The 24,483-nt window shown below is 58.4% G+C and carries 22 protein-coding genes; 14 read left to right on the forward strand and 8 right to left on the reverse strand.

The annotated features are described in order from the left end of the window. Positions 1 to 64: 64 nt before the first annotated feature. Positions 65 to 1,147: an iron-containing alcohol dehydrogenase family protein gene (locus AC6I8R_RS06335; protein WP_036624519.1), complete on the reverse strand. Its 1,083-nt coding sequence runs from the start codon at positions 1,145 to 1,147 to the stop codon at positions 65 to 67. Continuing rightward, complete coding sequence (gene speB / locus AC6I8R_RS06340) at positions 1,144 to 2,103, reverse strand: agmatinase (protein ID WP_497832026.1); 960 nt, start codon at positions 2,101 to 2,103, stop codon at positions 1,144 to 1,146. The genes AC6I8R_RS06335 and speB overlap by 4 nt, the downstream gene beginning before the upstream one ends. Before the next feature lie 217 nt (positions 2,104 to 2,320). Between speB and AC6I8R_RS06345 the strand changes: the two genes are divergently transcribed. Genes AC6I8R_RS06345 through ybiB form a run of 4 tightly spaced genes read left to right on the forward strand, consistent with a single transcriptional unit; the run spans position 2,321 to position 7,035 of the window. Next, positions 2,321 to 3,217 carry a LysR family transcriptional regulator gene (locus AC6I8R_RS06345; protein WP_021182514.1) on the forward strand — a complete coding sequence of 299 codons (897 nt, stop codon included), beginning with the start codon at positions 2,321 to 2,323 and terminating at the stop codon, positions 3,215 to 3,217. A 56-nt stretch (positions 3,218 to 3,273) separates the two neighbouring features. Then, entirely contained in the window at positions 3,274 to 5,424 is a 2,151-nt protein-coding gene (gene dinG, locus AC6I8R_RS06350) for an ATP-dependent DNA helicase DinG (protein WP_497832027.1), read from the forward strand. A 2-nt stretch (positions 5,425 to 5,426) separates the two neighbouring features. Further along, positions 5,427 to 6,080, forward strand: coding sequence for an FMN-binding negative transcriptional regulator (locus AC6I8R_RS06355; RefSeq protein WP_021182516.1), 654 nt, complete (start codon positions 5,427 to 5,429; stop codon positions 6,078 to 6,080). After that, positions 6,067 to 7,035, forward strand: a complete 969-nt coding sequence (gene ybiB / locus AC6I8R_RS06360; RefSeq protein ID WP_497832028.1) for a DNA-binding protein YbiB — start codon at positions 6,067 to 6,069, stop codon at positions 7,033 to 7,035. The genes AC6I8R_RS06355 and ybiB overlap by 14 nt, the downstream gene beginning before the upstream one ends. Positions 7,036 to 7,038: 3 nt before the next feature. Here the strand turns inward: ybiB and AC6I8R_RS06365 are convergent, their stop codons facing one another. Further along, entirely contained in the window at positions 7,039 to 8,196 is a 1,158-nt protein-coding gene (locus tag AC6I8R_RS06365; protein ID WP_021182518.1) for a M20 aminoacylase family protein, read from the reverse strand. A 341-nt stretch (positions 8,197 to 8,537) separates the two neighbouring features. Here AC6I8R_RS06365 and AC6I8R_RS06370 point away from each other — a divergent pair, with 341 nt between their 5' ends. Further along, a complete protein-coding gene (locus tag AC6I8R_RS06370) occupies positions 8,538 to 9,419 on the forward strand; it encodes an Rpn family recombination-promoting nuclease/putative transposase (RefSeq protein ID WP_497832029.1) in 882 nt (293 codons plus the stop codon). Between the two features lie 87 nt (positions 9,420 to 9,506). Here AC6I8R_RS06370 and hutU read toward each other — a convergent pair whose 3' ends face one another. Beyond that, complete coding sequence (hutU, locus tag AC6I8R_RS06375) at positions 9,507 to 11,192, reverse strand: urocanate hydratase (RefSeq protein ID WP_497832739.1); 1,686 nt, start codon at positions 11,190 to 11,192, stop codon at positions 9,507 to 9,509. Positions 11,193 to 11,203: 11 nt separating this feature from the next. After that, positions 11,204 to 12,760 (reverse strand): histidine ammonia-lyase, encoded by a 1,557-nt coding sequence (gene hutH, locus AC6I8R_RS06380; RefSeq protein WP_415173790.1) that lies wholly within the window; start codon positions 12,758 to 12,760, stop codon positions 11,204 to 11,206. Positions 12,761 to 13,077: 317 nt separating this feature from the next. Here hutH and hutC point away from each other — a divergent pair, with 317 nt between their 5' ends. Further along, on the forward strand, positions 13,078 to 13,833 hold the full coding sequence (hutC, locus tag AC6I8R_RS06385) for a histidine utilization transcriptional repressor HutC (RefSeq protein ID WP_013508421.1): 756 nt from the start codon (positions 13,078 to 13,080) through the stop codon (positions 13,831 to 13,833). Here hutC and AC6I8R_RS06390 read toward each other — a convergent pair. Next, positions 13,817 to 14,359, reverse strand: a complete 543-nt coding sequence (locus tag AC6I8R_RS06390) for a HutD/Ves family protein (RefSeq protein WP_415173791.1) — start codon at positions 14,357 to 14,359, stop codon at positions 13,817 to 13,819. The two genes, hutC and AC6I8R_RS06390, sit on opposite strands and share 17 nt — an antisense overlap. Further along, a complete protein-coding gene (locus AC6I8R_RS06395) occupies positions 14,356 to 15,711 on the reverse strand; it encodes a formimidoylglutamate deiminase (RefSeq protein ID WP_497832030.1) in 1,356 nt (451 codons plus the stop codon). The genes AC6I8R_RS06390 and AC6I8R_RS06395 overlap by 4 nt, the downstream gene beginning before the upstream one ends. A gap of 88 nt (positions 15,712 to 15,799) precedes the next feature. Here AC6I8R_RS06395 and hutI point away from each other — a divergent pair, with 88 nt between their 5' ends. From hutI to AC6I8R_RS06430, 7 genes are all read left to right on the forward strand, one after another. Continuing rightward, positions 15,800 to 17,017, forward strand: coding sequence for an imidazolonepropionase (gene hutI / locus AC6I8R_RS06400; RefSeq protein WP_021182524.1), 1,218 nt, complete (start codon positions 15,800 to 15,802; stop codon positions 17,015 to 17,017). After that, on the forward strand, positions 17,014 to 17,802 hold the full coding sequence (gene hutG, locus AC6I8R_RS06405) for an N-formylglutamate deformylase (RefSeq protein ID WP_497832031.1): 789 nt from the start codon (positions 17,014 to 17,016) through the stop codon (positions 17,800 to 17,802). Before hutI ends, hutG begins: the two co-directional genes overlap by 4 nt. A 376-nt stretch (positions 17,803 to 18,178) precedes the next feature. Beyond that, positions 18,179 to 19,027, forward strand: coding sequence for a transporter substrate-binding domain-containing protein (locus tag AC6I8R_RS06410; RefSeq protein WP_021182526.1), 849 nt, complete (start codon positions 18,179 to 18,181; stop codon positions 19,025 to 19,027). Positions 19,028 to 19,039: 12 nt separating this feature from the next. Beyond that, positions 19,040 to 19,759, forward strand: coding sequence for an ABC transporter permease (locus AC6I8R_RS06415; protein WP_021182527.1), 720 nt, complete (start codon positions 19,040 to 19,042; stop codon positions 19,757 to 19,759). 11 nt (positions 19,760 to 19,770) lie between these two features. Then, positions 19,771 to 20,499 carry an ABC transporter permease gene (locus AC6I8R_RS06420; protein WP_208725091.1) on the forward strand — a complete coding sequence of 243 codons (729 nt, stop codon included), beginning with the start codon at positions 19,771 to 19,773 and terminating at the stop codon, positions 20,497 to 20,499. Between the two features lies 1 nt (position 20,500). Further along, positions 20,501 to 21,295, forward strand: coding sequence for an ABC transporter ATP-binding protein (locus AC6I8R_RS06425; RefSeq protein WP_021182529.1), 795 nt, complete (start codon positions 20,501 to 20,503; stop codon positions 21,293 to 21,295). Further along, positions 21,292 to 22,782, forward strand: a complete 1,491-nt coding sequence (locus AC6I8R_RS06430) for an HAL/PAL/TAL family ammonia-lyase (RefSeq protein WP_415173795.1) — start codon at positions 21,292 to 21,294, stop codon at positions 22,780 to 22,782. Before AC6I8R_RS06425 ends, AC6I8R_RS06430 begins: the two co-directional genes overlap by 4 nt. On the opposite strand, the gene AC6I8R_RS06435 is transcribed toward AC6I8R_RS06430, so the two are convergent. Further along, complete coding sequence (locus AC6I8R_RS06435) at positions 22,779 to 23,411, reverse strand: flavin reductase family protein (RefSeq protein ID WP_415173796.1); 633 nt, start codon at positions 23,409 to 23,411, stop codon at positions 22,779 to 22,781. The two genes, AC6I8R_RS06430 and AC6I8R_RS06435, sit on opposite strands and share 4 nt — an antisense overlap. Before the next feature lie 145 nt (positions 23,412 to 23,556). Here AC6I8R_RS06435 and rlmF point away from each other — a divergent pair, with 145 nt between their 5' ends. Continuing rightward, positions 23,557 to 24,483, forward strand: a complete 927-nt coding sequence (rlmF, locus tag AC6I8R_RS06440) for a 23S rRNA (adenine(1618)-N(6))-methyltransferase RlmF (RefSeq protein ID WP_208725094.1) — start codon at positions 23,557 to 23,559, stop codon at positions 24,481 to 24,483.

Consider the following 24,483-nt stretch of genomic DNA (forward strand, 5'->3'; position numbering starts at 1 on the left):
TGCGCGATGAATCGCGCCGCTACACATATTGGTACATCTCGTAGCGGCGCGATTTATCGCGCGGTTACTGTGTTGCCAGCTTCTCAACGCGTGCGATTGCTGCCAGCAAGCGCTCATCCGTCACCGTTTCCGCCATATTCGCCATATCCGGCGCATGCACCGACTCACGTACAATCAGCGCCAGCTCGGCTGTGTCCAGATCGGCAATTTCAGTCAACGTCAGCGGTACACCGCAATCGCGTGCCAGACGCATTTCTGCCAGCACTTCGTCATCGCTGCGCTGTTCCAGCGCCAGCAGACACAGATTGCCGAAGCCGACCAGCAGGCCATGACCAAACTCGCGCGTCTTATCGCAGAAGGTAAAGCCTTCGTAGATAGCATGAGATGCCGCTGCGTGTGCTCCGTTGCTCATCAGCGAGGTTAAACCCGCCCAGGTAAAGATGGCATCCAGTACCTGATCCAGTGCGGAGCTGCTCTCACCGCGTAGCACGGCGGCATAGGCGGCCGGGCCATGTTCGGCAATCACGTCATAACAAATTTTGCTGTGCGCCAGGGATGACAGCGCGTTGCCTTCTTTGGCCGGATGGCGGGTGCTGACGGCACGGAACTCGTACCATTTCGCCAGCGTATCGCCCAGCCCGGCAGCCAGCCAGCGGGGCGGGGCTTTTGCCAGCAGCGTGCTGTCGATCACCACCGCAGCCGGAGCCTGTGGCAGTGGGAAGATATCAAAGAAGTTACCGTTATCGTCGTAGCGGATACTCAGCGGCGTCACCGCCGAACAGGTTGCGGCGATGGTGGGGATGGTCACCACCGGCAGGCCAAGCTGCGCCGCCACGGCTTTACAGGTATCCAGCGATTTGCCGCCGCCAACACCGATAATCACCTCTGCCTGCAACTCGGTGGCGATGGCTGCCAGTCGGTTGATCTGGTTGATCGACGTCTCGCCACCAAACCACTCCTGCGCCAGCAGCGTCACATCCGCCGCCAGCAATTGTGCGCGTACCTGCGCTTCCACCGCTTGCAGCGCCTGATGACCGCCGATCAGCAGCGCGCGTTGTCCGAGGCTGGCACAGATTTCACCCAATTGATTAATCACCCCCGCGCCGCGTAACACGCGGGCCGGGAACACCAGATTCATTTGTGTCATTGTTTCTTCTCTGTATAACGGACGCCAGGCAACACGCACAGCATCTCATAAAGGATATTGGCCGCCAGTTGGGAGGTCATGCCGCTCAAATCATAGGGAGGCGAAACCTCAACCAAATCGCCGCCGACCAGGTTTAACCCACGGCAACCGCGCACGATCTCCAGCCCCTGCATTGAGGTCAGGCCGCCCACCTCCGGCGTACCGGTGCCGGGCGCCCAGGCGGGATCGAAACTGTCGATATCGTAAGAAAGATAAACCGGGCCGCTGCCGATACGTTCACGCACCTCCGCCATTAACGGTGTCAGCGAACGATGCCAGCACTGCTCGGCAGGGATCAGATGGAAACCCTGATCGACACCCCACTGAAAATCATCCGCTGCATAACCCTGCGCACGTTGACCAATCTGTACCACGCGTTGGCAATCCAGCAAACCCTCTTCCACCGCGCGACGGAAGGTGGTGCCGTGGGCAATCTTCTCACCAAACATCTCGTCATTGGTGTCGGTATGGGCATCAACGTGAATTAGCCCCATCGGACCGTGTTTTTTTGCCAGCGCGCGCAGAATCGGCAGCGTCAGGGTGTGGTCGCCGCCCAGCGTCAGCGGAATCAGCGGCCACGAGTTTAGCGCGCTGTAAAAGTCTTCAATGATATCGACCGACTTCAGCAGGCTGTAAGTATTGATCGGCACATCGCCAAGATCGCCCACGCGCAGCGAGTCAAAAGGGGCGGCACCGGTTGCCATATTGTAAGGGCGGATCATCACCGAATCGGCGCGGATGGCGCGTGGTCCGTAACGGGTACCGCTGCGTTGCGAAGTGCCGATATCCAGCGGGATACCGATAAACGCCACATCCAGATCGGCGGGGGACTCACTGGCCGGTAAACGCATCATGGTGCCGCGTCCGGCGAAACGCGGCATTTCATTGCCGCCCTGCGGTTGGGGAAAATGGGTCATGACCGGCTCCTTAACTGAACAGGCTGACATCATGACCCGATGCGCGAGCGGGAAAAATCCTTGACAGCAGATAATCACTTCAGAGATTACTTAACTTTAACCAGCAATCACTGAAGGAAAAGGGAGGCACTGATGTAGCGGCGCGATTTATCGCGCAATCCTTCGCGCTCTGTCAGAAAAACCTGCGCGATAAATCGCGCCGCTACGTCACGATATTATGCAACCGTTACCCAATCTTAAACTGCTCCAGGTGTTCGCCAGCGTGGTGGAAAACCAGGGCTATTCGCGCGCCCAGCAGGCGTTGAACATGACCACGCCGGCGATCAGCGCTTATATGAGCGAACTGGAAACCCAACTGGGGTTTATTCTGTGCCAGCGTGGGCGCGGTGGCTTTACCCTGACCAGCAAAGGGGAAGAGTTTTATCGTTACAGCCAACAGATGCTGACCACGCTGGCAGACTGGCAGGCGCAGGTGGAGACGCTGAAAAGCGCGCAGGGCGGTGCCTTTTCCCTCGGGGTGGTGGATGCCACCGTCACCGACAGCACGCTGGATTTACCTGCCGCTATCGCCCGCTTTAATCAGCGTTTTCCGGCGGTATTTTTCAACCTCAGCGTGCGCGATCCCAATGAACTGCAACAACAGCTACTGGAAGATCGCCTCGACCTGGCGATTGGTCACTTCCCGCTGCGCGCCAGCAATCTGGTGACGATTCCGCTGTACGACGAACAGCATTGGTTGTATTGCAGCCCGCAGCATGCGCTGGCGCAGGGGACGCCGGATGTGCGCACCGTGCAGCAAACCGGGATGGTGACGCGACGCTACTGGAACCAGCAGGAACTGAACAAACGTGGTTTCCGTCAGACGAATGCATCGGTGGAGAGTATCGAAGCGCAGTTGACGCTGATCCTTAGTGGGCGGTTTATTGGTTATCTGCCGGAGCATTACGCACGTAGCTGGGAACAACAGGGGGCGCTCTGTCGTCTGCTGCCGCAAGATTTCCACTTCCGCGCGCCGTTCTCCTTTGCGTTCCGCCGTGGCCGCGCGCGCGAAACGTTGATCCGTGCGATGCGAGATATTCTGAATCCAGCGCGAAAAAATAGCAGCGAAAGCTGACGCTGTGGCGATACTGTGTAAAAATACAGGCCATTTTCCCGAAAACAGTTAAGACAATGGCCCTGACAGCAGCGATAAAAAGCCAGATTGCGCAATGGTATAAGGCGCTGCAACAGCAGGTTCCTGACTTTATTCCGCGTGCGCCACAGCGCCAGATGATCGCCGAAGTGGCGAAAAGTCTGGCCGGTGACGAAGGCCGTCACCTGGCGATTGAAGCGCCCACCGGGGTGGGTAAAACCCTGTCATATCTGATCCCCGGCATTGCCGTCAGTCGTGCCGAGGAGAAGCGACTGGTGATCAGCACCGCCAACGTGGCGTTGCAGGATCAAATCTTCAGCAAAGACCTGCCGCTGCTGAAAAAAATCATTCCCGACCTGACCTTTACCGCTGCATTCGGGCGTGGGCGCTACGTTTGCCCGCGCAACCTCGCCGCGCTGGCGGCCAGCGAAGATCAGCAAGGGGATTTGCTGCTGTATCTTGATGAAGAGGCGGTAACCGGCTCCAAAGAGGAGAAAAAGTTATGCGCCGGACTGGAAAAGCAGCTCAGTCGTTACCAGTGGGATGGGCTGCGCGATCACACGGATGTCGCGATCAATGACAGCCTGTGGCAGCGCCTCTCCACCGACAAAGCCAACTGCCTGGGCCATCATTGTCGCTGGTATCGTGAATGCCCGTTCTTTGTGGCGCGACGTGAGATCGAGCAGGCGGATGTGGTGGTGGCGAACCATGCGCTGGTGATGGCGGCGATGGAAAACGAGTCGGTGCTGCCGCCCGCGAAACACCTGATGCTGGTGCTGGATGAAGGCCACCATTTGCCGGAAGTCGCGCGTGATGCGCTGGAGATGAGCGCAGAGATCACCCCTGGCTGGAGCAGCCTGCAACTGGACCTGTTTGTGCGCCTGGTGGAAACCATCATGGCGCAGTTCCGCCCCAAATCCCCGCCACCGCTGACCAATCCGGAGCGGCTGAAAGGCCATTGCGATGAGATGCGCGAGCTGTTGCAGACGTTATGCAACGCCCTGAATCCGCTACTGCCCGACCATAACCAGCCGGGTGAGTTTCGTTTTGTGCTGGGGGAACTGCCGGAAGAACTGCTGACGCTGTGCGCCCGCTTGTTCAAACTCAGCGATGCGCTGCGTGGTCTGGCGGAAGGGTTATTGAATGAGCTGGGCGATCAAACCGGTAAAGCCGACATCATGCGGCTGCATAAAGCGATTTTGCAGCTCAATCGCCACTTTGGCTGGTTTGAATCCATCAGCAAGCTGTGGCGACTGGCGGCGATGGAGAAAGCCTCAAATGCACCGGTGTCCAAATGGGTGACGCGTGAATTGCGCGACGGCCAGGCGCATCTGCTGTTGCACTGTGCCGGGATACGCGTTAGCGATCAGCTGGAGAAACTGCTGTGGCGTAAAATCCCCCATGTGGTGGTGACCTCCGCCACGCTACGCTCGCTGAATAGCTTTAACCGGCTACAGGAGATGTCAGGGCTGAATGAGAAGGCGGGCGACCGCTTTGTGGCGCTTGACTCGCCTTTTCAGCATATCGACCAGGGCAAGCTGGTAATCCCTCAGATGCAGTATGAACCGCTGATGAGCAGTGAGGTGGAACATATCGCCGAGATGGCGCGCTTTTTCCGCGCGCAAATGGCGGAAGAGAAACATAAAGGGGTGCTGGTGTTATTCGCCAGTGGTCGTGCCATGCAGCAGTTTCTCACCCACGTCACCGATTTACGCCTGTCGATGCTGGTGCAGGGCGACCAGCCACGTTATCGGCTGGTGGAGCTGCATCGCCAGCGCGTGGAGCAGGGCAAAACCAGCATTCTGGTTGGCCTGCAATCCTTTGCCGAAGGGCTGGATTTGAAAGGCGATCTGCTGTCGCAGGTGCATATCCATAAAATTGCTTTTCCCCCGGTGGACAGTCCGGTAATTTTGACCGAAGGGGAGTGGCTGAAGAGCCTCAGACGCTACCCGTTTGAAGTGCAGAGTTTACCCAGCGCCTCATTTACCTTGATCCAGCAGGTAGGCCGTCTGATTCGCAGTCACCAATGCTTTGGCGAGATCGTCATTTACGATCGACGTCTGATCAGCAAGCCGTATGGCAGTCGTCTGCTGGCCGCATTGCCGGTGTTCCCGATTGAACAACCGCCGATGCCCGAGGCCACATCCAGTGCAGCGCCACGCAGAAGGCGCGCAAGCAGAAGGAGTTGAGCATGTTGTATACGCCACGGGCGTTTAACCAGCCGGATGCTGAAGCGCAGCGCCAACTGGTGCTGCGCCATCCGCTGGGGCTGTTGATCTCCAACGGGAACGATGGCCCGCAGGCAACGCCGTTGCCGTTTTTATTGCAGGTCGATGCTCAGGGGGAGTGGGTGTTGCAGGGGCATTTGTCCCGCGCCAATCCGCATCTGAAAGCGCTGGAGGATGGCATGCCGGTGCTGGTGGTGTTCCAGGGGGAACAGGGTTATATCACCCCGGCGTGGTATGAAGAAAAAGCGCGCAGCGGCAAAGCGGTGCCGACCTGGAACTACCTGACGCTTCACTGCCGTGGTCCACTGATCCGCCATGATAATGCTGACTGGCTGCGGGCGCAGGTCGAGCGGCTTACCGCGCAGCAGGAACAGGGGATGCCGCAGCCGTGGGCGGTGAGCGATGCCCCGGCCACTTATATCGACAGTATGATCAAAGCGATTGTCGGGGTGGAGATTCGCGTGACCCAGCGCGAAGGCAAGTGGAAACTCAATCAAAACCGCAGTCTGACGGATCGCCAGCAGGTGGCCGACGGTTTAGCACAGCAGCACAACACCTCTTTGGCCGCCGAGATGCGGCGCACTCTGGAAGCGGAAACTCCTGATGGAACTGAATAAAATTATCAAAGAAATTGGGCGCGGGAAAAATCATGCGCGCGATATCGATTTCGACACCGCCGTGGCGTTGTATAGCGCGATACTGGCTGGAGAGGTGCCGGATCTTGAACTGGGCGGTGTGCTGATCGCGTTACGCATCAAGGGAGAAGGGGAGGCGGAGATGCGCGGCTTTTATCAGGCGATGCAGCAGCAGATGATGCGCCTGCAAGCACCTGTTGGCCGTCCGATGCCGATCGTCATTCCCAGCTATAACGGCGCGCGCCGTCAGGGCAACCTGACGCCGTTGCTGGCGTTGCTGTTGGTCAAACTCGGCTTTCCGGTGTTGATGCACGGCGTCAGTGATGACCCAACGCGAGTGACCAGTGAAGCGGTGCTGGCGGCGCTGGATATCAACCCGGTCACCAGTGCGCAACAGGCGCAGGCGCGGTTGGATAACGGCGAGCTGGCGTTTATCACCATCGATCATCTGTGCCCGCCGATGGCGAAACAGCTATCGCTGCGCTGGCGTATGGGGGTGCGCAATAGCGCGCACACCCTGGCGAAACTGGCAACGCCGTTTGCCGAGCAGGCTGCGCTGCGTCTTGCCAGCGTATCGCACCCGGAATATGTGCCGCGTGTCGGTAAATTCTTTCAGGATATCGATGCGCCCGCGTTGCTGCTGAACGGGACTGAAGGCGAAGTCTATGCCAATCCGCAGCGCTGCCCGGCCATCAGCTATATTCAGGGGGCAAATGCCGAGGCTGAAGAGTGGGTTGCGCGTCAACCGGAATGGGAGGTCGCGTTGCCGGAATCAAAAAGTGCGCTGGATACCGCCACCTGGATCCGTGCGGTGCTGGCGGGGGAACGTGCGGTTCCGCAGGCGCTGCGTTTGCAACTGGCCTGCTGCCTGGTCGCCAGTGGGGAAAGCGCCAGCCTGGCTGACGCTGAACAGCGCCTCAACCAGGCCGGTATCTGAAGATCAGGCTTTCGCCAGCGTACTCTCCACCAACTGCTGCCAGAAGGTGATGCCGATGGGCAGCAGTTCATCATTGAAGTCGTAACAGGCGTTGTGCAGCGGTGCAGAGGGTGTCGCACCATCGGCACCCAGCCAGAAGTAGGCACCGGGGCAGGCTTCCAGCATACAGGCGAAATCTTCCGACGCCATCGACGGATTCACCTGCCAGTGCACCTGTTGCTCACCGAGTAAGCTTACCGCCGCCTGACGCACCTGTTCAGCCGGTTGTTCATGGTTAGCGGTGACCGGATAACCTGGATACCAGTGAATCTCGCCGCTGACGCCAAACGGGCGCGGTAGCGTGCTGACAAAATCCTCAATCAGGCCACGTACCCGGTTACGCACATCGGTTTGCAGACAACGTACCGTGCCGCGTAACACAATTTGCTCGGGAATGACGTTAATCGCTTCGCCGCCGTGGATTTGCGTCACGCTGACCACCGCCGATGCCAGCGGTGACAGGCGGCGTGACGGAATGGTTTGCAGCGCCAGAATCAATTCTGCGGCCACGACGATGGGATCGGCACCGCTTTCCGGCATTGCCGCATGGCAGCTCTTGCCGTGCAGAGTGATTTCAAACGAATCGAGCGATGCCATCATGGCACCGGCATTGACCGCCAGCGAGCCAACCGGCAGGCCAGGCCAGTTATGCATGGCGTAGACGGCATCCATCGGGAAGCGCTGGAACAGGCCTTCTTCCACCATTTTTCGGGCACCACCGAGGTTCTCCTCGGCGGGCTGAAAGATAAAATGCACCGTGCCGCTGAACTGACGCGTGGCCGCCAGGTGACAGGCTGCCGCCAGTAACACGGCGGTGTGACCATCATGACCACAGGCGTGCATTACGCCCGGTTGGCTGGATTTCCACTCTGGATGGCCTTTTTCGGTGATCGGCAGCGCATCCATATCGGCGCGCAGGCCAATCACCGGTCCGGGGCCATTTTCCAGCGTACCAATCACCCCGGTGCCCGCCAGCCCTCGAAACACCTGCAAACCGGCATCCTTCAACACCTGCGCCACCAGTTCGCTGGTACGTTGTTCCTGGTAACCCAGTTCAGGATGTTGATGGAGCTGGCGACGCCAGCGCAGGGCGTTTTCCAGCAGAGTGGCAGGCAGGGTCATAGGACAGGATTCTCCATTATCAGCAGTACGTCCGTGGGCAGGTACCGCAAGAAATTATGTTCCCACTGTAGTGGCAAGCGCGGAGAGCGTCTATCGCGAAACGGGATAATTTGGCTATAGACTATATCCAAATGGAATAAGTAGGTTTTATCCACTGCGAGATAAATTTTATCCCCAGGGACCCCTTTGTTGTGCTTGCTCAACCTGGGGTTAAATCTGATTGTTTTATCACTTTATTATGAAGTTCTTAACTCTCTCTGATATTTTCACGCCTTAGATATCAGTGAGATAACTGCTGTGATAACGTCCGGGCACTCACATCACCATGGCAGGTAAGTTTAATGAGTGCTACCGCTACGCCGCATGATGCCCTTTTCAAAAAATTTATGAGCCAGCCCCCTCTCGCCAGGCAGTTTCTGGATATTCATCTGCCGTCAGCAATACGGCAGCACTGCGATCTGGATACGCTGCAAGTGGTGCCGACCTCCTTTATTGAACGTGATCTCAGCGCGTTTTATTCCGACATGCTGTTTTCAATGAGGACGGACTGCGGTGAAGGGTATATCTATACCCTGATTGAGCACCAAAGCACTCCTGATAAGCATATGACCTTACGCATGATGCGCTATACCATTGCCGCCATGCAGCGTCACCTCGACGAGGGGCATAACGAAATCCCGCTTGTGGTGCCTGTATTGTTTTATCAAGGGAAAATCAGTCCCTATCCTTACCCGATGAACTGGCTCGATTCATTCCGCGATCCGGCGTTGGCAAGGCAGGTCTACTGTCAGCCTTTCCCGCTAGTCGATGTCACGGTGATCCCGGATGAGGAGATCATGGCGCATCGGGGTATCGCCCGCATGGAAATGGCGCACAAGATCATACGCCTGCGCGATATGATGGAAAACATCGACTCGATAGCCACGTTACTGTCGGTGGATTACAATGATAATCTCTCCATCGACGTGATCTTCTATCTGCTGCGACATGGGGATACCGATGACCGGGATAAGGTCGTTGAGATACTGATGCAAGCCAAACCGCAACTTAAGGAACAGATTATGACAATTGAACAACAGTGGCGGCAGGAGTCTCTTCTGCAAGGGCTTCAGGAAGGGAAATTGCAGGTGGCGCAGCGTATGCTGCGGGAGAACGTAGATATTAAAACCATCATGAAATTCACCGGTCTGAGCGAGAAAGACTTACAGCAGATCAATGCCTGAACCACGCAAATTTTGCCGAGTCTTGTGGAGTGATAAATTGCGCAAAGACAGGCAAAAAAATGGCGGGCCTGACGCCCGCCATCCAGGTTATTTCAGCATCGGCAGATTTAGCCCATGCTCTTTCGCACAAGCCTGTGCCTGCTCGTAACCCGCATCCGCATGACGCATGACGCCAGTGGCCGGATCGTTCCACAACACGCGCGCCAGACGCACATCGGCTTCGGCGCTGCCGTCGCAGACAATCACCACCCCGGCATGTTGTGAGAAGCCCATACCGACGCCGCCGCCGTGATGCAGGCTGACCCAGGTCGCGCCGCCTGCGGTGTTCAGCAGGGCGTTGAGCAGTGGCCAGTCGGACACTGCATCCGAGCCATCTTTCATCGCTTCCGTTTCACGGTTCGGTGAGGCAACGGAGCCACAATCGAGGTGGTCACGGCCAATCACAATCGGTGCTTTCAGCTCGCCATTGCGCACCATCTCGTTGAACGCCAGCGCCGCTTTATGGCGCTCGCCCAGTCCCAGCCAGCAGATACGTGCCGGTAAACCCTGGAACGCGATGCGCTCCTGCGCCATATCCAGCCAGCGGTGCAACGTTTTGTGGTGTGGGAACAGTTCTTTCAGTTTGGCGTCGGTTTTATAGATATCTTCCGGATCGCCCGACAGCGCCACCCAGCGGAACGGGCCTTTGCCTTCGCAGAACAACGGACGGATATAGGCCGGAACAAAGCCAGGAAAATCAAAGGCGTTTTTCACCCCTTCATCCAGCGCAACCTGACGGATATTGTTGCCGTAATCGACGGTCGGGATACCCATATGGCAGAAGTCGAGCATCGCCTGGACATGGGTTGCCATTGAGGCGCGCGCCGCTTTTTCTACTGCTTTCGGGTTGCTGGCACGCTCAGCCTGCCAGCGATCCACATCCCAGCCAATCGGCAGGTAGCCGTTGACCGGATCGTGCGCGGAGGTCTGGTCGGTCACGATATCCGGTTTCATGCCGCCCGCTTTGGCGCGTTTTACCAGCTCTGGTAAGATTTCCGCCGCATTGCCCAGCAGGCCAACCGAAATGGCTTTTTTCGCTTTGGTGGCTTCGTCGATCAGCTGCAACGCTTCATCGAGGGTATAGGCTTTGTGGTCGACATAACGGGTACGCAGACGGAAATCGATGCGCGATTCCTGGCATTCAATTGCCAGCACACAGGCACCGGCCAGCACGCCAGCCAGCGGTTGTGCGCCGCCCATGCCACCCAGACCGGCGGTCAGGATCCAGCGGCCGCTCAGGTCGTTATCGTAATGCTGACGGCCCGCTTCGACGAAGGTTTCGTAGGTGCCCTGCACGATGCCCTGAGCACCGATGTAGATCCACGAACCGGCGGTCATCTGGCCATACATCATCAGGCCGGCTTTATCCAGCTCATGGAAATGATCCCAGGTGGCCCAGTGCGGTACCAGGTTGGAGTTAGCCAGCAACACGCGCGGCGCGTCAGCATGGGTACGGAACACGCCAACCGGTTTACCCGACTGGATCAGCAGGGTTTCTTCCGGCTGTAACGCGCGCAGCGAACGCAGAATCTGCTCAAAGCATTCCCAGTTGCGCGCTGCTTTACCGATGCCGCCGTACACCACCAGATCTTCCGGGCGTTCCGCCACATCAGGATCAAGGTTGTTCTGGATCATGCGGTAAGCCGCTTCAATCAGCCAGTTGGCGCAGTGCAGTTCACTCCCCTGTGGGGCACGGATTTCACGGGCAACTGCCTGGGTCAGAGTTTCGCTCATCATCAGTTCCTTTATTCAACATTGGTGGTGCGCATGCTCGGCAGCAGCGCAGAAAGGGCTTCCGGCCAGGCATTGCTGCTGGCCCACAGGCGCATGGTGTCAATATCCGGCGCCAGTAAACGGTCCTGATCGAGGAAGGCGACTTGCGCGCGAATACGGCTCATCTCTTGCTCGATAAGGGTGGAACTTTGCAGAGGGCGATGGAAATCAATGCCCTGCGCGGCAGCCATCGCTTCAATCCCCACTACGGCGGCGGTGTTGAAGCACATGCTGCCGAGACGGCGCGCAGCATAGGTCGCCATCGAAACATGGTCTTCCTGATTGGCGGAGGTCGGCAGGCTGTCAACGCTACCCGGATGGGCCAGCGATTTGTTTTCCGATGCCAGCGCCGCTGCGGTCACCTGGGCAATCATAAAGCCCGAATTGACGCCGCCATCACGCACCAGGAACGGCGGCAGGCCGGATAAACCGGTGTCCAGCAGCAATGCCAGGCGACGTTCGGAAATCGCACCTACTTCGGCCACTGCCAGCGCGATGATATCAGCGGCAAATGCCACCGGTTCGGCATGGAAGTTACCGCCGGAAATCACATCGCCGCTGTCGCTGAACACCAATGGGTTATCCGAGGCGGCGTTGGCTTCAATCTGCAAGACGCGCGCAGCGTGGCTCAGGTTATCCAGGCATGCCCCCATAACCTGCGGGACGCAGCGAATGGAGTAGGGGTCCTGCACCCGGCCACAATTGGCGTGTGAGCTGAGAATTTCACTGCCTTCCAGCAGCGCGCTTACGGCGGCGGCGACACTGATTTGTCCCTGTTGACCGCGAGCCTGGTGGATACGGGCATCGAAAGGTTTGATCGAACCTTTGATGGCTTCCAGCGACAGCGCACCGGCCATCAATCCGGCGGCAAACAGGTTTTCCCCTTCAAACAGGCCACGCAATGCCAGCGCGGTGGAAACCTGGGTACCGTTCAGCAGCGCCAGTCCTTCTTTCGGACCCAGCACAAACGGCGTCAGGCCGACACGCGCCAGACCTTCGGTCGCCGGGATCAGCACGCCATCAACACGCACCTGACCTTCACCCAGCAGCATCAGCGACAGGTGCGCCAGCGGGGCGAGGTCACCAGAGGCACCCACTGAACCTTTTTCCGGGATACACGGCATCACACCGGCATTAAACAGCGCCAGCAGCGCTTCGATCAGGGCGATGCGGACGCCGGAATGGCCGCGTGCCAGGCTGATGATCTTGGTGGCAACCACCAGACGGGTAACATTATCAGGCAGCAGTTCACCCAGGCCGACGCTGTGCGACAGCACCAGGTTACGTTGTAGTTCGGCAAGACGATCCGCCGGGATTTGCGTCTGTGCCAGTTTGCCAAAGCCGGTGTTGATGCCGTACACCACGTTGCCGGAGGCGACGATGGCATCTACCGTGGCACTGGCGCGATCGATCGCGGCCCGCGCTTCATCAGCCAGCGTTAATGCGACGCCACCCTGGTAAATCGCGCGCAGTGTGGCGAGGTCCACTTCACCGGGAACGAGGCGAATATTCTGAACCGAACCTGACATAGTCTACTCCTGTCTATACAAGTAAAGCGGCAATCACGGACAACATTGGCTTGTGGAAGTTTTGTCGGCGATGCCATGAATAATGCGAGTGAAGCATAAGTGTCTATTCTTGTCTATACAAGTAGCAAGCGCTGTGCCAGATTGATCACATTCTGTGAATAGCGTAGTGATGCGGATTGATATCCAGGTCGCGTGGCGCTTTGCACTGTAATAAGGCAAATGCTGCACAAGCAGTGGGCTGGTTGCACTGCGGGATGTATATACATTTACCGCCTGAGACAGTAAACTCTGGGCACTATCAGGAAAAGGAACAGGATATGGTTGAGCAAACGGCAATAGCACAATTGGCCGCGGCCATGGGTGATGAGCCTGCGCCGATTTACCAGCGCGTTAAACAGGCGATCATCAGCCAGATCCGTGAAGGTCACTGGAAGGCCAATCAACGTGTACCGTCGGAAAGCGAGTTGGTGAACGAGCTGGGCGTCAGCCGTATGACCATCAACCGGGCGTTGCGCGAACTGACCAGCGAAGGTTTTCTGGTGCGCATGCAGGGCGTGGGCACCTTTGTCGCCGAGATGAAGGGCTACACCGCGATGCTGGAAGTGCACAACATCGCCGATGAAATCGCCCAGCGCGGCCATCGCCATAGCTGCAAAATTTTGTCGCTTGGGCAGATGAAGGCCGACCCGGAGCAAGCGGCGGTGCTGGGTTTATCCACCGGACAGACGTTGTACCACTCGTTGATCGTGCATTACGAAAACGATATGCCGGTGCAACTGGAAGATCGTCTGGTGAATCCGCTGGTGGCACCGGATTATCTCAGCCAGGATTATCACCAGTTAACGCCTTACACCTATCTGATGCGTGTCGCGCCGTTAACCGCCGGTGAGCACATCGTGGAAGCGGTGCTGCCGGATCTGCGCCAGCGTAAGCATCTGGCGCTGGATGAGCACGAACCCTGTTTGCTGATCCGCCGTCAGACCTGGAGCGACACCAAAATTGTTACCTACGCGCGCCTGCTGTACCCCGGCTCGCGTTACAAGTTACTGGGCCGTTTCAGAGGACACGGCTGAGTGCGGTAAACAGCAGGCTGGCATCGGCAGAATATGGTGCCAGCTGCGTCTCTTCATCCAGCCACCACATCCCCTGATTCACCTCCAGCACCTCACCTTCGGCGCTTTGCCAGAGACCAGACAGCACCCAGGCCACACCATGCGTGGCCCGCACCGCCTGCTGCTGCACCGTCACCTGTGCCTGCCAACTGTCGCGGCGTGTCATGATGTTGAAATCCTGACAGGCGCTCGCGCCGATACGGGCATCGATCGCCCATTCGCCCGGGAACGGCCAGGGTTGATGCGGCTGAAGTTGTTGCTCGCCCTGCGCGCTGGTCAGCAAAACGCTGTCACCGTGCAGCAGGGTGATCACCCGATCGATACCGGGGAAGGGGGAAAAGGGACCATCAGCGGCGATAGTGGCAATGCTGGCGCGCCAGGCAAAATCCGCCACACCGGGCGGATAGCTGATGATCTCACGAGTTTCGCCGCCGCCGTTGCGCCAGCGGCTGACCGGTAAGGTGTCGTAAGCGAAACGGGTTCTCATCGTAACGCCCTCATCGCTGCGGCAAAACGTGCCGCACAGGCTTCCTGCGCCGGGTGCTGGCCTTGTTCAATCACCGCCTTGCCCGCGACAAACACATCACGAATTTGCTCGCGCTGTCCGGCAAACAACCAACGATTGAGCAGCGAGGCGTTTTCAACGCTGCCGAGCCAGGCATCCTGATGCAGCACCAGCCAGTCGGCACGATTACCGACCGCCAGCTCACCGCTCTTGATACCGCAGGCCTGTGCGCCGCCTTGCGCCGCCTGTTGCCACAGCAGATCGCCAACGGAAGCCTGATCGGTGGTGGTGATGCGGTTACGACGACGATCGCGTAGCCGTTGGCCGTACTCCAGCCAGCGCAATTCTTCGAGCGTGCTGAGCGACACATGGCTGTCGGAGCCAATGCCCCAACGCCCACCACGGGCGATGTACTCCACCGCCGGGAAGATGCCGTCACCGAGGTTAGCCTCCGTGGTCGGACACAAGCCCGCCACCGCGCCGCTGGCTGCCAGACGCGCGATTTCGTCATCATCGAGATGGGTGGCATGAATCAGACACCAGCGTTGATCGACCTTAAAGCGATTCAACAGCCAGGCCACCGGACGTTCGCCGCTCCACGCCAGACTGTCGTTAACTTCTTTTTCCTGCTCCGCCACATGGATATGCACCGGCAAGTGATCCGGGCTGGCGGCCAGGACGTCGCGCATCTGCGCTTCATTCACCGCGCGCAGCGAATGGAAGCACAGGCCGTGATTAAACAGCGGTTTGTCAGCGACCCAGGTTGCCAGCCGTTGCTGCTGGTGCAGATACGCGTCGGTCTGCTGAATAAAGCGGCGCTGCCCGTCGCTGGCCGGTTGCGAACCAAAACCGCTGTAGCTGTAGAGCACCGGCAGCAGCGTCTGGCCAATCCCGGCGGTCGCCGCCGCGGCCATCAGTTGTTGCAGCATGTCATCATCGGGATAGGCTTTGCCCTGAGCGTCATGGTGCAGGTAGTGGAACTCCGCCACCTGGCTGTAGCCGCCTTTCAGCATCTCGATATACAGCAACGCGGCGATATCGCCGACCTGTTCTGGCGAGAGGCGCTGCACCATGCGGTACATCAGATCGCGCCAGGTCCAGAAACTGTCCTGCGGATCGCCAGCCACTTCCGCCAGACCGGCCATCGCGCGTTGAAACGCATGCGAATGCAGGTTGGCAATGGCCGGGATCACTGATCCCGCGAGGCGCGAGGCGTTACCCGGTTCGCTATTGGGGGTGAGATCGGTAATCACTCCGGAAGAATTAACAGAAATCAGCACTTGCTCATGCCAGCCATCGGCCAGCAATGCCCTGGGGGCAAAAAAAGTCGTCATGGTTGATCCTACACGGCGGTTGGTTGTATATACATATACATACTTTGATGAGCAGTGTAAATCGCCAAAGGCGAAGGGGACACGGGGGATGGCAGAAGCGAAGCAGATCGACAGCCTGTGGCTGGGCGCAGATATTGTGACCATGCGCGAGGGCCGCTACAACCTGATTGCCGACGGCGCGCTGGCGGTGGATCAGGGAAAACTGGTGTGGGTAGGCCCGCGCAGTGAGCTACCGGCATTTAACGCGCGTGAGCAGCACCAGTTTGCGGGGGGCATCATCACGCCGGGTTTGGTGGATTGTCACACCCATCTGGTATTTGGCGGCGACCGCAGCGCGGAATTTGAGCAGCGCCTGAACGGTGTCAGCTATGCTGAGATCGCCGCGCAGGGCGGCGGCATCCTCTCCACGGTACGTGCGACGCGTGCGGCGACTCAGCAGGAACTGGTGGCCTCGGCACGCTGGCGGCTGGATCGCCTGCTGGCGGAAGGGGTGACCACGGTTGAGATCAAGTCCGGTTACGGGCTGGATGAAGCCAGTGAACTGACGATGCTGCGTGCCATTCGCGAGCTGGCGCAAAGCGTGCCTGCCGATGTGCTGGCGACCTGTCTGGCGGCGCATAGCTTCCCGCCCGAGTTTAAAGACAACCCACAGGGCTGGGTGGAGATTATTTGCGAGCGACTGTTGCCGCAGGTGCAGGCGGAAGGGTTGGCGGATGCGGTGGACGCGTTCTGTGAACATCTGGCCTTCTCGCCACAGCAGGTCAGCGCGGTGTTCGATAAAGCCAGGGCGCTGGGGATGCCGGTGAAACTGCATGCCGAGCAGCTCTCCTCACTGGGTGGTGCGGCGCTGGCCGCAGGTTACGGCGCACTGTCGGCAGACCACCTCGAATATGCCACCGAAAGCGATGTGCAGGCGATGGCGCAACATGGCACCGTCGCGGTGCTGCTGCCGGGCGCGTTTTACCTGCTGCGCGAAACGCAGAAGCCGCCGGTAGCGCTGTTCCGGCAGTATGGGGTGCCGATGGCGCTGGCCAGCGATGCCAATCCGGGTACGTCACCGGCATTATCGCTACGTCTGATGCTGAATATGGGTTGCACGCTGTTCGGCATGACGCCGGAAGAGGCGTTGGCAGGTGTGACCCTGTGGGGCGCACAGGCACTGGGTTTACAGCAGACGCATGGTTCGCTGGAGTCAGGCAAAGTGGCGAACTTCGTCCACTGGCCGTTGGCGCGTCCGGCGGAGCTGGTTTACTGGTTGGGCGGCGAATTGCCGTGCCAGGTTATCTATCGTGGAGAAGCGCAATGACACCGTTTCATTTTACTGAAGGGAAGCTGCCGCTGCTGGTCAGCATTCCGCACGCCGGGACGCAACTGACGCCAGAAGTCGATGCCGGATTAAGCGACGCCGCTCGTGGTTTGCCGGATACCGACTGGCATATCCCGCTGCTGTATGATTTTGTGCGCGATATGGGAGCCAGCGTGCTGATTGGCCACTACTCGCGTTTTGTTATCGATCTCAACCGTCCGCCGGACAATCAACCGTTGTACAGCACCGCCACCACCGGGTTGTACCCGGAAACGTTGTTTGATGGCACGCCAACCTTTGCGCCAGGCAAAACGCCGACGGCGGAGCAACGTCAGGGGTATCTGGATCATATCTGGCACCCGTACCATCAGCAGATTCAGCAGGAACTGGCGCGTATCAAGGCGCAGCACGGCTACGCGTTGCTGTTTGATGCGCACTCAATTGCTTCGGTGATCCCCCGTCTGTTTGAGGGTCGTCTGCCGGATTTGAATATCGGGACCAATGACGGCACCAGTTGTTCATCAGCGGTGACGACAGCGATTCAGGACGTGTGCAGCGCGCAAACGGATTACAGTTGGGTGATCAACGGACGCTTTAAGGGCGGCTATATCACCCGTGCTTATGGGCAGCCAGAGCAGGGCGTGCAGGCGGTACAGCTGGAGCTGGCGCAGATCAATTATATGGATGAAACCCCGCCTTTCGCGTGGCAGCAGGCACGCGCCGCCCAGTTGCAGAAGGTGTTGAAACCGTTGTTGCAGGCGTTTTTGCAGCAGGGTAAAGCGTAAACCCCCACGATAAAGCGTGCCGCTATAAATGTTTGCACGTTACCGTAGCGGCGCGATTTATCGCGCGGTTACGGAACGTGTCTGTTAGTGAAACCTTGCGCCAGCGTGGTGCGAGTCTTGCCACTCCATAGTGCAACTCACCGTTCCGTTGCTTCATATCCCCTGATTCCACCTGGCATCACGAGCTGGCACAACGTTTGCTAGGTTGTATGTACAAGTACAGACCGCATCGCCATTCACACGATTTATTGCATCTGGCTCACAAAAAACTCAAGCCGACAATGATCTGGCGCAGGCTAGCTTGTATATACATGAAATGTCATTTGCGAAAAAACGCAAAGACAGCACCTACCGATTATCGACCAGGAGAAGCCGCATGACGCACCGCACCACATTTCGCCGTTTTTGCCTCACGACCCTGTTTTCCAGCCTGCTGCTGAGCGGTGTTGCCGCGCAGGCCAAAGAGTGGAAATCGATCACCATTGCTACCGAAGGCAGCTATGAACCCTGGAACCTGACCCTGCCGGGCGGCAAACTGGGTGGCTTTGAACCTGAGCTGATGACCGATCTGTGCAAACGCATGGGGGTTCAGTGCAAGCTGGTGGTGCAGAACTGGGACGGGATGATCGCCGGACTGAACGCCGGAAAATATGATGTGATCATGGATGCGATTGTTATCACCCCGGATCGCAAAAAAGTGGTCAGCTTCACCACGCCGTATGCCTCTACGCCAGCCACCTTTATCACCGTAAAAGATTCTCTGCTGCCGCCAGACAGCAAAATCATCAAGCTGCACGACGATGCCAAAGAGATCGAGCCGGCGATTGCACCCCTGAAAGCTGCGCTGAAAGGTAAAACCATCGGCATTGCCTCCGGCACCGTCTACACCCCGTTTATCGATAAATACTTCAAAGATGTCGCTGACGTACGCGAATACACCACCTCGGCGGATGCCATCCTTGATCTTCAGGCCGGTCGTATCGACGCGGTGTTCGACGATGTCACCTTTGCGCAGTCGATGCTGGCGCGTAAAGAGAACAGCAACCTGACCTTCAGCGGCCCGCAACTGGGTGGCCCGATTTGGGGTGAAGGCGAAGCGATGGGCGTGCGCATGGCTGACAGCGATCTGAAAGCCAAACTGGATGCCGCCATCCATGCGGCGCTGGCCGATGGCACCGTGAAAACCCTGAGTGAGAAGTGGTTTAAAACTGACGTAACCCCGTAAGTGAGGTCAACCATGATGAGCCTGTTGAGTTTTGGTGCTGACGGCTGGGGCCGTCTGATCCTGAGCGCTGCCCTAACCACCTTGCTGCTGTCGCTGGCGGCGTTGCTGATTGGCGCGCTGGTGGGATCCGGCATCGCAGCGGCGAAACTCTCCACGCAACGCTGGCTGCGCTGGCTGGGCGAAGCCTATTCCACGGTGTTTCGTGGTATCCCGGAATTGTTGGTGATCTACCTGTTCTACTTCGGTGGTTCCGGATTGATCACCCTGATCGGTCAGATGTTCGGTGCGGATGGTTTTATCGAAGCGCCGCCGTTTCTGATTGGTGCTCTGGCGATCGGGCTTATCTCGGGTTCTTATCAGGGTGAAGTCTACCGGGCAGCGCGGCTGGCGCTGGCGAAAGGTGAGATTGAAGCTGCCGTCGCCATCGGTATGCCGCGATGGCGCATCGCCCAACGCATTTTGCTGCCCCAAGTGGTGCGCTATGCGTTGCCCGGCATGTCAAATGTCTGGCAGATGAGCCTGAAAGATTCGGCGCTGGTGTCGGTAACCGGCATCGTTGAATTGATGCGCGCCAGTCAGATCGCCGCCGGTTCTACCCGTGATTACTTCACCTTTTATTTAGTGGGCGGTGCCTGTTATCTGGTGCTGACTCTGCTTTCCAACCATGCGTTTCGCCGGGCGGAATTACGCCTTGGCCGCGCCTGGCAAAGTCGCACTGCGGCGCAGCATTAAGGAGCAGCAGTATGATCGACTTTGCCTTTCTGAGTGACACCTTTCTGAAACTGAGCGCCGCGCTGCCGGTCACGCTCGGCCTGTTTATCAGCGCCTTTCTGTGTGGTGGGGTGCTGGCGTTGGGCATTCTGACGCTGCGCATGAGCCGCTGGCGGGTGCTGAGTGGCTTTGCGCGCGGCTATATTCTGGTGTTTCGTGGCTCACCGCTGTTGATTCAACTGTTTTTGATCTACTACGGTCTTGGTCAGTTCGGCGTGATCCGTCACAGCTTTGTCTGGCCGTTTCTGCGCGAACCCTTTACCTGTGCCGTGCTGGCGTTGTCGCTGTGTACCGCCGCCTATACCGCCGAGATCCTGCGTGGCGCGCTGTTGGCGGTGCCACCAGGTCAGGTAGAGGCGGGGCTGGCGTGCGGCATGTCGCGTGGCCTGCTGCTGCGGCGCATTATCGCGCCGATTATGTTGCGTTACGCGCTACCGGCTTACTCCACCGAGGCGATTTTGCTGGTGAAATCCACCGCCCTGGCCAGTCTGGTCACCGTCTGGGACGTGACCGGTGTGGCACAGCAGATCATTCAGCGTACCTACCGCACTATGGAGGTGTTCCTGTGTGCGGCGGCTATCTATTTGATTCTTAATTTTATTATCGTCCAGCTTTACGCGCTGCTTGAGCGCCGTCTGACCCCGGTGCATCGCGTTGAAAAAAAGCCGTTGCCCGCCGTTAAACCGATTGCCGGAGAGTGATATGCACCATTTACCCCCGATTACCCTGTCGGCCACCGACATCCATAAATCCTTCGGCGCGATGGAAGTGCTGAAAGGCATTAATTTACAGGCGCGCAAAGGCGATGTGATCTCCATTCTCGGTGCCAGCGGATCGGGCAAAAGCACCTTGTTGCGCTGCATCAACTTGCTGGAGACGCCGGATGCTGGTGTGGTCAGCGTGGGTGGCGAAACCATTGAGATGAAGCGCCACGCCCGTGGTCATCAGTTGGCGGCCAATCCGAAACAAATTGAGCGTCTGCGTTCACGGCTCGGCATGGTGTTCCAGAGCTTCAATCTCTGGTCACACATGACGGTGCTGCAAAACGTGATTGAAGGGCCGCATTACGTGCTGAAGCGCGACAAAAAAAGCTGCATCGCCCAGGCCGAGCAACTGCTGGATCGCGTTGGTCTGCTCAATCGCAAAGATTTTTATCCGGCGCAGTTATCGGGTGGTCAGCAGCAACGCGTGGCGATTGCCCGTGCGCTGGCGATGGACCCGGAAGTGATGTTGTTTGATGAACCCACCTCGGCGCTGGACCCGGAACTGGTCGGCGAAGTGCTGAAGGTGATGCGTAGCCTGGCGGAAGAGGGGCGCACTATGCTGGTGGTCACGCATGAGATGGGCTTTGCGCGCAACGTATCGAACCGCGTGGTGTTTATGCATCAGGGCACCATCGATTGTGAAGGCGCGCCGGAAGCGCTGTTTGGTGATCAGGGTTCGCAGCGGTTTAAACAATTTATTTCCAGCCATCAACGTACGGAGCAACCGGCATGAGTGGCACGGTAACCTGGGGCGACAGCCCGTTAAGCTGGCAGGATGTGGTCGCAGTGGCGCGTCACGGCGCGGAGTTAACCCTGAGCACCAGCGCCTGGCAGCGCATTGCCGACGGGCGTGCCATCGTGGACGAGATTGTCGCCAGCGGCCATATCGCCTATGGCATCAACACCGGGTTGGGGGCGTTGTGCAACATCACTTTGCCGGAAGAACAACTGGGGCAGCTGTCGCGCAATACGCTGCTGAGCCACGCCTGTGGTGTCGGGCCACTGCTGCCTGCGGATGAGGTGCGGGCGATTATGTGTGCCGCTATCGCGAACTACAGCCACGGTAAATCCGGTGTCTCGGTGGCGCTGGTGCAGCAACTGCTGGCGTTACTGAATCAACATATTATCCCGCAGGTGCCGTCACAGGGGTCGGTCGGTTATCTCACGCATATGGCGCATATCGGTCTGGCGCTGATTGGTGTGGGGGAGGTGACGTATCAGCAACAAGTCATGCCTGCCGAACAGGCGTTGGCGCTGGCCGGTTTAACCCCGTTCCGTCCGGGTGCGAAAGAGGGGCTGAGTCTGGTGAACGGCACGCCCTGTATGACCGGCATGGCGTGTCTGGCGTTGGACGATGCGGCACGCCTGCTGGACTGCGCGGATGTCACCGGGGCAATGAGTTTTGAAGCGCTGCGTGGGCAACTGGCGGCTTTCGACGAGGAAATCATCGCGCTGAAGGCCAGTCCGGGCATGCAACTGAGCGCCGAGCGGCTGCGTCAGTTACTGAGCGACAGCCCCTTGCTGGCGGCCAGTGTCGGGGTACGCACTCAGGATGCGCTCAGTCTGCGATCCATGCCGCAGGTCCACGGAGCGAGTCGCGATCAGTTTGATCATGCTGCCCGCCAGGTCAATATTGAACTGAACGCCTGCACTGACAACCCGCTGGTGCTTGGCACGCCGGAGAACTGGCGCGTGGTGTCGCAGGCCAATCCACACGGTGAATCCGTGGCGATGGCCTGTGATTTGCTGGCAATTGCCCTGGCGGAGCTGGGTAGCATTGCGGAGCGTCGGCTTGACCGTCTGGTGAATCCGCTGGTGAGCGGGTTACCGGCGTTCCTGGTGGCGCAACCGGGGGTGAATTCCGGCATGATGATCGCGCAATATGTTGCAGCTGCGCTGTGCGCGGAGAACCGTCAACTGGCGCAACCGGCGGTGCTGGATAACTTTGTGACTTCCGGTTTGCAGGAGGATCACCTGAGTCTTGGCACCGGCGCGGCGCTGAAGCTGCTGAAGCTGGTGGGGAATGTCTGGCAGATTCTCGCTATCGAATATCTGCTGGCGGCGCAGGCACTGGATTTCCACGGTGAAGACCAACTGGCAAGCGGCACGGCGCAGGCGTTGCGTCGCCTGCGTGCGGTGGTTGCCAACTGGCAGGAGGATCGCTGGCTGGCACCGGAAATGGCGCGTGCTGTGCAGGTCCTCAAAACCCACCAGGGTTAAGCGCGGCGGGCGTCCGGTCGCACCAGATCAAAGCGCAACGCTTCACTGATGCCGTAGTAGGCCGAGGGGCCACCGGCACGCAGGATGGGTTGCGCTTTCGCCGTTTGATAGATGCCGTTTTCCAGCAGTTGTTCATCAATATGAATCGCCACCACTTCACCCAGTACCAGCCAACTGTCCAGCTCCGCACCCTGCACATCCTGTAAACGGATGCACTGCGTCAGCCGACACTCAAAGTTAACCGGGCTTTCCGCCACCATGCTGACGTTGACATGTGAAGCGGGGATTGGCGTTAAGCCAGCCAGCGCAAACTCATCCTGCTCAGGGGGAATTGATGCGGAGCTTTCGTTCATCGCTTCGGCCAGTGGACGCGTTGCCAGGTTCCAGACAAATTCGTTGCTCTCGCTGATATTACGCACGCTGTCTTTCCAGCCGCTGCTGGCAAAACCAATGATGGGCGGATGGTAGTTGAAGCAGTTAAAAAAACTGTAAGGGGCAAGGTTGCGCACCCCGTTGGCACTTTGCGAACTGATCCAACCAATGGGACGTGGGCCGATGATGGCGTTGAGGGGATCGTGCGGTAAGCCGTGACCGGCACGGGGTTGGTAGGTATAGCGCTGACGCGTCATAACATCTCCTGGCGTGGCTGAAATAGGGCAAAACGCGCAATAAATTGCGCCGCTACCGAATTTAACAGCGTAACGCAAATGGGCAGAGATTTTCTTTTTTTCCCAACACGGAGTATCTTACGCCGCGTTATCGATCGGAGAACCTATGAACAAACCAGCCGCCACCTCGCCCTTCCACCCGCGTAACCGCCATCAGGGCCGTTATGATTTTGCTGCTTTAACGGCGGCGCATCCGCCACTGGCAGACAAGGTGCGCCCGAACGGCTACGGCGAGCTGTCGGTGGATTTTGCCGATCCGCAGGCGGTGATGTTACTTAATCAGGCGCTGCTGAAGCTGTTTTATAACCTTAACTGGCAGTTGGCGGAAGGCTATCTGACACCGCCGGTACCGGGCCGGGCAGATTATATTCATGCGCTGGCCGATTTGCTGGCGACGGACAACGGCGGGGTGATCCCGCGCGATGTGGACGTGATGGATATTGGTTGCGGTGCCAACTGCATCTATCCGTTGATTGGTCATGCCGAGTACGGCTGGCGCTTTACCGGCACCGATATCACAGCGGAAGCGATCACCGCCGCCAACCAGATTGTTGCCAGCAATCCGGGGTTACAGCGTGGCATTCGCCTGCGCCGTCAGAAGCAACCCGAAGCGATTTTCGCCGGGGTGGTGCACAAAAATGAACGCTATCAGGCGGTCCTGTGTAATCCGCCGTTCCATGCTTCGGCAGAAGACGCTGCGGCGGGCAGTCAACGTAAAGTGCGTAACCTCGGCTTGAAGAAAAGCACGCCGCTCAACTTTGGTGGTCAGCATAACGAGTTGTGGTGCGACGGCGGCGAGCGCAAGTTTGTTGGTCAGATGATTGCCGAAAGCGTTGCTTTTGCTGACCGTATTGTGTGGTTCACTTCGCTGGTGTCACGCAAGGAGAATCTGCCCGCGCTGCGCGACCAACTGCGCGATCTTGATGCGTACGAGGTACGTATTATCGAGATGGCGCAGGGACAGAAGCAGAGCCGGTTTATCGCCTGGACCTTCCTGCCACCAGCCTCGCGCGCTCAGCGACTGAAGCGCTAA

Source organism: Pantoea sp. X-Soil-OKNW-713 (assembly GCF_059730685.1).

What these genes read in the sequence shown, in the direction of transcription:
- AC6I8R_RS06335 (WP_036624519.1), bottom strand. Translation starts at nt 1,147, where the DNA reads ATGACACAAATGAATCTGGTGTTCCCGGCCCGCGTGTTACGCGGCGCG.
- speB (WP_497832026.1), bottom strand. Translation starts at nt 2,103, where the DNA reads ATGACCCATTTTCCCCAACCGCAGGGCGGCAATGAAATGCCGCGTTTC.
- AC6I8R_RS06345 (WP_021182514.1), top strand. Translation starts at nt 2,321, where the DNA reads ATGCAACCGTTACCCAATCTTAAACTGCTCCAGGTGTTCGCCAGCGTG.
- dinG (WP_497832027.1), top strand. Translation starts at nt 3,274, where the DNA reads ATGGCCCTGACAGCAGCGATAAAAAGCCAGATTGCGCAATGGTATAAG.
- AC6I8R_RS06355 (WP_021182516.1), top strand. Translation starts at nt 5,427, where the DNA reads ATGTTGTATACGCCACGGGCGTTTAACCAGCCGGATGCTGAAGCGCAG.
- ybiB (WP_497832028.1), top strand. Translation starts at nt 6,067, where the DNA reads ATGGAACTGAATAAAATTATCAAAGAAATTGGGCGCGGGAAAAATCAT.
- AC6I8R_RS06365 (WP_021182518.1), bottom strand. Translation starts at nt 8,196, where the DNA reads ATGACCCTGCCTGCCACTCTGCTGGAAAACGCCCTGCGCTGGCGTCGC.
- AC6I8R_RS06370 (WP_497832029.1), top strand. Translation starts at nt 8,538, where the DNA reads ATGAGTGCTACCGCTACGCCGCATGATGCCCTTTTCAAAAAATTTATG.
- hutU (WP_497832739.1), bottom strand. Translation starts at nt 11,192, where the DNA reads ATGAGCGAAACTCTGACCCAGGCAGTTGCCCGTGAAATCCGTGCCCCA.
- hutH (WP_415173790.1), bottom strand. Translation starts at nt 12,760, where the DNA reads ATGTCAGGTTCGGTTCAGAATATTCGCCTCGTTCCCGGTGAAGTGGAC.
- hutC (WP_013508421.1), top strand. Translation starts at nt 13,078, where the DNA reads ATGGTTGAGCAAACGGCAATAGCACAATTGGCCGCGGCCATGGGTGAT.
- AC6I8R_RS06390 (WP_415173791.1), bottom strand. Translation starts at nt 14,359, where the DNA reads ATGAGAACCCGTTTCGCTTACGACACCTTACCGGTCAGCCGCTGGCGC.
- AC6I8R_RS06395 (WP_497832030.1), bottom strand. Translation starts at nt 15,711, where the DNA reads ATGACGACTTTTTTTGCCCCCAGGGCATTGCTGGCCGATGGCTGGCAT.
- hutI (WP_021182524.1), top strand. Translation starts at nt 15,800, where the DNA reads ATGGCAGAAGCGAAGCAGATCGACAGCCTGTGGCTGGGCGCAGATATT.
- hutG (WP_497832031.1), top strand. Translation starts at nt 17,014, where the DNA reads ATGACACCGTTTCATTTTACTGAAGGGAAGCTGCCGCTGCTGGTCAGC.
- AC6I8R_RS06410 (WP_021182526.1), top strand. Translation starts at nt 18,179, where the DNA reads ATGACGCACCGCACCACATTTCGCCGTTTTTGCCTCACGACCCTGTTT.
- AC6I8R_RS06415 (WP_021182527.1), top strand. Translation starts at nt 19,040, where the DNA reads ATGATGAGCCTGTTGAGTTTTGGTGCTGACGGCTGGGGCCGTCTGATC.
- AC6I8R_RS06420 (WP_208725091.1), top strand. Translation starts at nt 19,771, where the DNA reads ATGATCGACTTTGCCTTTCTGAGTGACACCTTTCTGAAACTGAGCGCC.
- AC6I8R_RS06425 (WP_021182529.1), top strand. Translation starts at nt 20,501, where the DNA reads ATGCACCATTTACCCCCGATTACCCTGTCGGCCACCGACATCCATAAA.
- AC6I8R_RS06430 (WP_415173795.1), top strand. Translation starts at nt 21,292, where the DNA reads ATGAGTGGCACGGTAACCTGGGGCGACAGCCCGTTAAGCTGGCAGGAT.
- AC6I8R_RS06435 (WP_415173796.1), bottom strand. Translation starts at nt 23,411, where the DNA reads ATGACGCGTCAGCGCTATACCTACCAACCCCGTGCCGGTCACGGCTTA.
- rlmF (WP_208725094.1), top strand. Translation starts at nt 23,557, where the DNA reads ATGAACAAACCAGCCGCCACCTCGCCCTTCCACCCGCGTAACCGCCAT.